Source organism: Azospirillum brasilense (assembly GCF_003349955.1).
Classification (GTDB): Bacteria; Pseudomonadota; Alphaproteobacteria; order Azospirillales; family Azospirillaceae; genus Azospirillum; species Azospirillum brasilense_B.
This window is the reverse complement of record NZ_QLKQ01000048.1, coordinates 50,481-59,362: the sequence shown is the minus strand read 5'-3', so window position 1 is coordinate 59,362 and position 8,882 is coordinate 50,481. Positions and strand designations below refer to the sequence as shown.

The window sequence follows — 8,882 nt, the reverse complement described above, 5'->3', positions numbered from 1 at the left end:
GGTTGGGGGGATGGTTGGGGCGGTGCCGGGGGCCGTCACATGCAGGTCGGACATCTGGGCGATCAGCATCGGGCACCCCTTGGAACGCGAGGGTCGGAGGACCAAGGATTGTCACATCGCCGATTTCCCAGTCGTGTTCAAGAGTCCAACCGGAGCAAAACTTCCTTTACGCTTCCGTGACAGGCTGAGTCATCGGCCGAACGACCGTCTCGCCGCCACTGCATCGGATCGGGGAATGAGCGCGTCCACCTCCGCCTGCCTGCTCGCCCGGTTGCTGGCGTCCGGGAAGTTCTGGTTGAAGCGCGCCCGCATCGACTCCCCGGACCTCGGCGAGGGCGCCCCGCCACCCGGCGCGGATGGCGTCCTGGTTGCCGACCTTCGCATTGAAGGCGATCGGATTCGTGCGGTTCTACCGGCGGGCGAAGCGCCTTGCTGCGCTCCCGGCCTTTGCCTCGACGGCGCGCCGGTTCGTCCACGTGGTGGCTGCACCACCGTTGGTCCCGGTCAACCCGCTGATCTGACGGTGATTTTTTCCGATGGGGAGCGGTTTGAGATGGAGAAGGGCCGGGTTGTGCAACCCGATCCGCCGCCCGATTCGCCGCCGTCGCGCGCCTGAACCCGTGCAACCGTCTCGACTCCGGAACTGAACTGAACGATATAGTTCAGTTTACCGCCCGCCTCTCACAGCGGCCCGGTTGACACGAAACGCCCCGCGCGCCCGTACGGCGGGCCGGCGGGCCTGCGCGGGTTCCGTATTCATGCGCCACACGCTTCGCATCGTCGCCCTTCTGGTCCTGGTCGCTCTCGGCGGCGGCGCCTACTGGTACTTCGTCAAGCAGGGCGGAACCATCAACACGCTGCTCGCCGGCAAGGTTCCGTCCCCCGGCGGCGCCTCCGCCGGCGCTCCCGCGGCGGGCGGGCCGCCGGGCGGCGCGCCGCCGATGCCGGTGGAGGCCCTGCCGGTCAAGATCGGCACCGTGTCGCGCCAGGTCACCGCGGTCGGCTCGCTGCTGTCCAGCGAATCGGTGGTCATCCGGCCCGAGGTGGCGGGCAAGGTCTCCGAGATCGCCTTCCTGGAAGGGCAGGCGGTGAAGAAGGGCGCGGTGCTGATCCGGCTGGACGACTCCATCGCCCGCGCCACGCTGGCCCAGGCGCAGGCGAGCATCGCCTTTTCCCGCGCCGAGCTGTCGCGCGCCGAGGAGCTGTACCGCCAGCGCACCGGCCCGGCCCGCAACCGCGAGCAGGCGCTCGCCAAGCTCCAGTCCGACGAGGCGGCGGTGCAGCTCGCCAAGGCGCAGTTGGAGAAGCTGACCCTGACCGCGCCCTTCGACGGCGTGCTGGGCCTGCGCAAGGTCTCGGTGGGCGACGTGGTGGCGGCGGGCAAGGACATCGTGAACCTGGAGGCCATCGAGACCCTGAAGCTCGATTTCCGGGTGCCGGAGCTGTATCTGCCAACCGTCCGCACCGGCCAGACCCTGAAGGTCGCCGTGGACTCCTTCGGCGGGCGGACCTTCGACGGCACGGTCTACGCCATCGACCCGCTGGTCGACGTGAACGGCCGCGCCGTGGTGATCCGCGCCCGCGTCCCCAACAAGGACGGCGCGCTGCGCCCCGGCCTGTTCGCCCGGGTGGCCCTGACGCTGGACCAGACCCCGAACGCCGTGCTGGTGCCCGAGCAGGCGGTCAGCGCCTTCGGCAACAAACAGTTCGTCTTCAAGGTGGTGGATGGCAAGGCGGTGCAGACCACCGTCACGCTGGGCGAGCGCCGCAACGCCGAGGTGGAGATCACCGCCGGCCTGCAGCCCGGCGACGTGGTGGTGACCGCCGGCCAGTTGAAGATCCGCGACGGCGCCCCGGTGGTGGTGGTCAACAACAAGCCGGCCAACGAAAAGCCGGCTGGGAGCTGAGCCGATGGTCCTCTCCGACATCTCCATCCGCCGGCCCGTCCTGGCGACGGTCATGAGCCTCGCGCTCATGCTGATCGGCATCGTGTCGTACCAGCGCCTGTCGGTGCGCGAATATCCGAAGATCGACGAGCCCGTCGTCACGGTCGAGACCACCTACAAGGGCGCGTCGGCCGAGATCATCGAAAGCCAGGTCACCCAGATTCTGGAGGACTCGCTGTCGGGCATCGAGGGCATTGACGTGATGTCCTCGATCAGCCGCGCGGAGAAGAGCCAGATCACCCTGCGCTTCCGGCTGGACCGCAACGTGGATACAGCGGCCAGCGACGTGCGCGACCGCGTCGGCCGCGTGCGCGCCCAGCTTCCCAACGAGATCGACGAGCCGGTCATCGCGAAGGTGGAGGCCGACGCCCAGCCGATCATCTATCTGGCCTTCTCCTCCGACCGCCATTCGCCGCTGGACGTGACGGACTTCGCCGACCGCTACGTCAAGGACCGCTTGCAGAACCTGCCCGGCGTCGCCCAGGTGCGAATCTTCGGCGAGCGGCGCTTCGCCATGCGTCTCTGGCTCGACCCGCAGCGCATGGCCGCCTACCGGGTCACTCCGCAGGACGTGGAGAACGCGCTGCGCAAGCAGAACGTCGAGATTCCGGCGGGCCGCGTCGAGAGCAAGGCGCGGGAGTTCACCGTCGTCTCGGAGACCGACCTGCGCACGCCGGAGGAGTTCGACCGCATCATCCTGCGCGACGATGGCGGCTATCTGGTCCGGCTGAAGGATGTCGGCCGCGCCGAGCTGGGCGCGCGGGACGAGCGGGTCAGCGCCCGCTTCAACGGGCGCGGCGCCGTCGCCATCGGCGTGGTCAAGCAGTCCACCGCCAACCCGCTGGATGTGTCCAAGGCGGTGAACGAGGCGCTGCCGAAGATCCGCGCCGCGCTGCCGGAGGGCATGGGGGTGGATGTCGGCTATGACAGCTCCGTCTTCATCGCCAAGTCCATCGACGCGGTGTTCAGCACGATCTTCGAGGCCATCGTCCTGGTCGTGCTGGTCATCTTCGTGTTCCTGCGCAGCTTCCGCGCCACGCTGGTGCCGCTGGTGACCATCCCGGTGTCGCTGATCGGCGGCTTCGCGCTGATGTACGCCTTCGGCTTCTCGGTCAACACGCTGACCCTGCTGTCCATGGTGCTGGCCATCGGCCTCGTCGTCGACGACGCCATCGTGATGCTGGAGAACATCTACCGCCACATCGAGGAGGGCGTGCCGCCCTTCCAGGCGGCCCTGCAGGGGTCGAAGGAGATCGGCTTCGCGGTCATCGCGATGACGATCACGCTGGCCGCGGTCTACGCGCCCATCGGTTTCATGACCGGGCGCACCGGCCGCCTCTTCTCCGAGTTCGCGCTGACGCTCGCGGGGGCGGTGATCGTCTCGGGCTTCGTCGCCCTGACGCTGTCACCGATGATGTGCTCCAAGCTGCTGAAGCACCAGACCAAGCACAACGCGCTCTACAACGCCATCGAGCGGCTTCTGAACGGGCTGACCAACGGCTATCGCGCTGTCCTGCGCCTGTCGCTGAAGGCGCGTCCGCTGGTGCTGCTGGTCGGCGCGGTGGTGGCCGGGCTCAGCTACACGCTGTTCACCGGGCTCAAGTCGGAGCTGGCGCCGGTCGAGGACCGCGGCACCATCGTCGGCATCGCCATCGCGCCGGAGGGCTCGACGCTCGACTACACGGAAAGTTACGCCAAGCGGATGGAGGACCTGTTCCGCCAGATCCCCATCGTCGAGAAGTTCTTCGTCGTGGTCGGCTTCCCGGTGGTCAACCAGGGCATCTCCTTCGTCCGCCTGATCGACTGGGATGAGCGCGACGTGAAGCAGCAGGCGATCACCGCCCAGCTCTTCCCCAAGATGTTCGGCATCCCCGGCATCCTCGCCTTCGTCACCAATCCGCCCTCGCTGGGCCAGAGCCCGGTGGACAAGCCGGTCAACTTCGTCATCCAAAGCTCGCTGCCCTACGACGAGCTGCAGAAGATGGTCGACGGGCTGATGGCGGAGGCGCGGAAGTTCCCCGGGCTGACCAACCTCGACACCGACCTGAAGCTGAACAAGCCGGAACTGCGCATCACCATCGACCGCGACAAGGCCGCCGACCTCGGGGTGGATGTGGAGACGGTGGGGCGCACGCTGGAAACCCTTCTGGGCGGGCGGCAGGTCACGCGCTTCAAGAAGGAGGGCAAGCAGTACGACGTGGTGGTCCAGGTCGGCGACCTCGACCGCCGCAACCCGGACGACATCGCCTCCATCTATGTCCGCGGCACGCCCACCGCGGCGGCGGAGGCGGGGGTCGCCACCAGCGCCGGGGCGATGATCTCGCTCGCCAACCTCGTCCGCATCGAGGAGCGGGTGGCGCCCAAGGAGCTGAATCACTTCAACAAGCTGCGCTCCGTCACCATCACCGCCACCCTGGCGCCGGGCACCTCGCTGGGCGAGGCGCTGGGCTACCTCCAGGATGTTGCGAACCGGGTGCTGCCGGCCACCGCCCAGACCGACTATGCGGGGCAGAGCCGCGAGTTCCGCGAATCGGCGACCGGCCTGTACTTCGTCTTCGTCCTGGCGCTGGCCTTCATCTATCTGGTGCTGGCGGCGCAGTTCGAGAGCTTCATCGACCCCTTCGTGATCATGCTGACGGTGCCGCTGTCGATGACCGGCGCGCTGGCCGCCCTGCATTTCACCGGCGGGACGATGAACGTCTACAGCCAGATCGGCTTGGTGACGCTCGTCGGCCTTATCACCAAGCACGGCATCCTGATCGTGGAGTTCGCCAACCAGCTCCAGCGCGAGGGGGTGGACATCCGCAAGGCGGTGGAGGAGGCCGCCGTGCTGCGCCTGCGCCCGATCCTGATGACCACCGGCGCCATGGTGCTGGGCGCCGTGCCGCTCGCCAACGCCCACGGGGCGGGCGCGGAGAGCCGGCAGGCCATCGGCGCGGTGATCGTCGGCGGCATGCTGCTGGGCACCTTCCTGACCCTGTTCGTGGTGCCGACGGTCTACAGCTACATCGCCAGGAAGAAGCCCCTCCCGGCGGTGGACGGCTCCGCCGGCCATCCGACGGGCCATCCGCCCACGGGCGCGCACCCGCAGCCGGCGGAGTGACCGCCGACATCGGGGGCATTGCAAATCCCCTCTCCCCTCTGGGGAGAGGGTTAGGGTGAGGGGGATGTGCGTGGCGGTGCGTCCGGTAGAAGCGCAACCCCCTCACCGGCCCTTCGGGCCACCCTCTCCCCGGAGGGGAGAGGGTTAGAGAGGCCATCAGGGCGCCCCGTTCTCCTCCAACGGCTCGACATCGACGCTGACGGACAGGGTATGGCCGGCGGCCCCCATCAGAACGCCGCGGGCGGGGCTGACGTCGTCGTAGTCGCGGCCCCAGGCGATGGTGATGAAGTCCTGGTCGGCGCGCCGCGCGTTGGTCGGGCAGACGTCGATCCAACCGGCCTCGGCGCCGCACCAGACGGAGGCCCAGGCGTGGCTGACGTCGGCGCCGACCAGACGCGGCCGGCCCGGCGGGGGCAGGGTGCGCAGATAGCCGGAGACGTAGCGGGCCGGCAGCCCAACGGCGCGCACGCAGCCGACCACGATGTGGGCGAAGTCCTGGCAGACGCCGCGGCGGTGCCGCATCACCTCGGCCAGCGGGGTGGCGATCGTCGTCGCGGCCGGATCGAAGGTGAAGTCGTCGTGGATGCGCCGCATCAGGTCCAGCGCGGCCTCCGCCGCCGGTCGGCCGGGCGTGAAGGACTGGACGGCGTAGTCGTGCAGCGTCGGGCTGGCCGCCGCCAGCGTGCTGTCGAAGCGGTACTGGACCACCTCCGCCCCGTCGTCCGGGCCGCTCAGGCCGCCCAGCGAATCCCGCACATGCTCCCAGGATGGGGTGAGGGCGGCGTCCAGCGCCGGGGGCGGGCCGACCTCCACTTCGCTCTCCGCGGTGACGACCAGGTGCCGGTGCGGCTCCTGCATCGCGACGTAGGTGACGGTGTTGCCGAAATAGTCGGTGTGGGACGACTGCACCGCCGGCGCCGGCAGGATGGTCAGCGCGCCGCGGTGGACGCGCTGGCGCGGGTGCGGACGGGCGGTCAGGTGCAGCAGATGGTGCGACACCGACACGTCCTCGGCGTAGTCGTAGCGGGTCGTGTGGCGCACGCGGAAGCGCACGCCGAATCCGTCGCCGGAGTGATCGTCAGCGGGGGCCGCGCCGGCCACGGTCGGGGAGAGGTCAGGCCGGTCGGGCAAAGGCATGGCTGAAATAGGCGTGGGTCAGGAGGTTGGAAATTTCGGGCAGCGACAGGGCGAGCGAGTCGAGCAGCGTGTGCAGGGTGGCGCCGGAGTCCAGCGCGTCCGAGGCGCGGAGCGAGGCGCGGGCGGCGCCGAGGATCGAGCGGGCCGAGGCCGCGGTATCGCCGGGAACGGCCTGCGAGCCGGTGGGCAGGGCGGCGACATGCCGCTCCAGCGCCGCGAGCTGGAAATCCAGGGCGCGCGGGTTGGACTCGTCGGCCAGCAGCAGTTCCAGCACCGGGCGGCGGCGCACGCTGGTCAGGTAGCGCGACCGGTAGGTCATCACGCTCTCCCCCAACTCCAGCAGCACGCTCAGCGTCGCCACCTGGACGGGCTCGTCCTGGCGGTCGAGCGCGTGGATCTGGGTGCCGCGCATCACGGAAATGATGTGCAGCGCCCGCTCGATGCGGCGCCCGATGTCGAGGAAGCGCCAGCCCTGGCCGCGCGTCATGCTCTCCTGCTCCAGCCCGGCGATGGCGGCGAGGCTGGTCATCAGGTCGTCCAGCCGCAGCAGCATGGCGGCGGCGTCGAGCTTGTGCGCCGGCGGCTGGCTCTGCCGCTCCAGCATCGTGACCACCCGCCACATGTCGAGCGACAGGCGGTCGCGCACCGAATAGGCGGTGCGGTGCACCCGCTGCACCTGGGCGCGCAGGCTGTTGGGGTGGTCCGGGTCGACCACGGAGCTGTAGAGCGCCGCGCGCAGCGCCCGCCCGCCGCCAAGCGACGTGACCCGTGTCAGGTCCCAGGGGATCATGCCCTCCCAGGCCATCAGATGAAGCAAGGGACGGAGCTGCAGCGACGCGCCCGGCACGTTGCCGTCGGTCAGGCGGGAGTGGGTGGAGCGCAGCAGGCGCACCGTTCCCTCCGACCGCTCCGCGTAGCGGCCCAGCCAATAGAGGCTGTCGGCCACCCGGCTGGGCAGGTCGGCGGAGGCCGCCTTGGGCGTCGGCTGCGGCTCCTGCGCCGGCTGGGGGCGGGGCGTCGCCGGAGTGGCCTCGGCGCGGCGCCCGGACAGGATCCAGGTGTCCTTGCTGCCGCCGCCCCGCTGCATGGAGACGACCAGCTTGCCGGATTCGGTGGACACGCGGGTGAGCCCGCCGGGCATGACGGTGTAGCTGCCGTCCGGGCGGGCGCAGAGGAAGACGCGCAGCACCAGCGGGCGCGGCTGCAGCCGCCCGCCCTGCCAGACCGGCGCGGTGGACAGGGCCAGACGCTCCTGCGCGACGTAGCACCAGGGGCGGGCCTTGATGCGTTCGACCAGCGCGGCGCGGTCCGCCGACGACAGGTCGGCGCCGAAGATCGGCTCGAAGGACAGGGACGGGAAGGCCGGCTTCACCACCAGCCCGTCCAGATGTTCGATGACGTAGGCGCGCTCGTCGTCGTTGCCGCACCACCAGACGGCGACGCCCGGCATCTTCAACTCTTCGCCCAGCAGATGACGGCAGAGCATGGGCAGCGACGGCTTGACCGCCATGGATTCCATGAAGCCGGAGCCGAGCGCGTTCGCCACCACCACGTTGCCGGCGCGCACCGCCTCGATCAGCCCGGCGACGCCCAGCGAACTGTCGGCGCGCAGCTCCAGCGGGTCGGCGAAGTCGGCGTCCAGGCGGCGCAGGATGACGTCCACCGGCTCCAGCCCCGACAGGGTCTTCAGATAGACCTGACGGTCGCGCACGGTCAGGTCGGCCCCCTCCACCAGCGTGATGCCGAGGTAGCGGGCCAGATAGACGTGCTCGAAATAGGTTTCGTTGTAGGGGCCGGGTGTCAGAAGGACGATCCGCGGCTGGTCGCGGCGCGGGCTCAGCGACAGCAGCGTTTCCTTGTACGCGTCGAAGAAGGGCGACAGATGCTCCACCTGGCAATGGCGGAAGCTGTCCGGCAGGACCTTCGCCAGCACCGCCCGGTTCTCCAGCGCGTAGCCGCTGCCGCTCGGCGCCTGGGTGCGGTCTGACAACACCCACCAGCGCCCGTCCGGCGCGCGGGCGAGGTCCGCCGCGTAGAAATGCAGGTGGATGTCGTTGGGCACCGGAATGCCGTGCACGGCGCGGCGGAATCCGGGGTCGGCGTGGATCACCGCCGGGGACAGCCGGCCGCTGCGCGTCAGGGTCTGCGGCCCGTAGATGTCGGCCAGCACCGCGTTCAGCAGCGTGGCGCGCTGGATCAGACCCGATTCGACCGCCTTCCACTCGTGGGAGGGGATCAGCAGCGGCACCATGTCGAGCGGCCAGGGGCGCTCCATCCCCTTGGGGTCGCCGTAGATGTTGTAGGTGACGCCGTTCTGGTGGAGCAGGCGCCGCGCCTCCTCCCACCGTTCGGCCATCAGCTCCGGGTCGAGGGGGCCCAGCGTGCCCATGAAGGTCTGCCAGTGCGGGCGCAGGCGGCCCTGCCCGGTGACCATCTCGTCATAGACCTCGCCACGGCCGTAGCCCATGGCGTCGGCCTCGCCGAACAGCGACCCCTGAAGGAACGGCACCGGACGCAGCCCCGGTGGAGGGGGCGCGCTGGGGTCAAGAAAGGGAGAATCGCGGTCGGCCAAGGTTCGGATCGTACGTTCACGGCGGTGCAATGCGCAGCAAGTGTGAACGTCCGGTCCCGCCGATGCAAGCGGCGCATCGGCGCCCCCCGGCCGAAAGGCGTATTCCGGCCGGGGGGCGGGCAGG

5 protein-coding genes are annotated in these 8,882 nt (G+C 69.8%); 3 read left to right on the top strand and 2 right to left on the bottom strand.

What is annotated here, in order from left to right; genetic code table 11:
* Positions 1–235: 235 nt before the first annotated feature.
* From DXK32_RS32285 to DXK32_RS20380, 3 genes are all read left to right on the top strand, one after another.
* Positions 236–616 carry a hypothetical protein gene (locus tag DXK32_RS32285; protein ID WP_162801279.1) on the top strand — a complete coding sequence of 127 codons (381 nt, stop codon included), beginning with the start codon at positions 236–238 and terminating at the stop codon, positions 614–616.
* 142 nt (positions 617–758) lie between these two features.
* On the top strand, positions 759–1,907 hold the full coding sequence (locus DXK32_RS20385; protein WP_114860172.1) for an efflux RND transporter periplasmic adaptor subunit: 1,149 nt from the start codon (positions 759–761) through the stop codon (positions 1,905–1,907).
* A 4-nt stretch (positions 1,908–1,911) separates the two neighbouring features.
* On the top strand, positions 1,912–5,049 hold the full coding sequence (locus DXK32_RS20380) for an efflux RND transporter permease subunit (RefSeq protein WP_114860171.1): 3,138 nt from the start codon (positions 1,912–1,914) through the stop codon (positions 5,047–5,049).
* A gap of 156 nt (positions 5,050–5,205) precedes the next feature.
* Here DXK32_RS20380 and DXK32_RS20375 read toward each other — a convergent pair whose 3' ends face one another.
* Together DXK32_RS20375 and DXK32_RS20370 are read right to left on the bottom strand one after the other, a co-directional pair.
* On the bottom strand, positions 5,206–6,186 hold the full coding sequence (locus DXK32_RS20375) for a transglutaminase family protein (RefSeq protein WP_247877251.1): 981 nt from the start codon (positions 6,184–6,186) through the stop codon (positions 5,206–5,208).
* Positions 6,164–8,695 carry a circularly permuted type 2 ATP-grasp protein gene (locus DXK32_RS20370; RefSeq protein ID WP_114860170.1) on the bottom strand — a complete coding sequence of 844 codons (2,532 nt, stop codon included), beginning with the start codon at positions 8,693–8,695 and terminating at the stop codon, positions 6,164–6,166. The genes DXK32_RS20375 and DXK32_RS20370 overlap by 23 nt, the downstream gene beginning before the upstream one ends.
* Between the last annotated feature and the right edge of the window lie 187 nt (positions 8,696–8,882).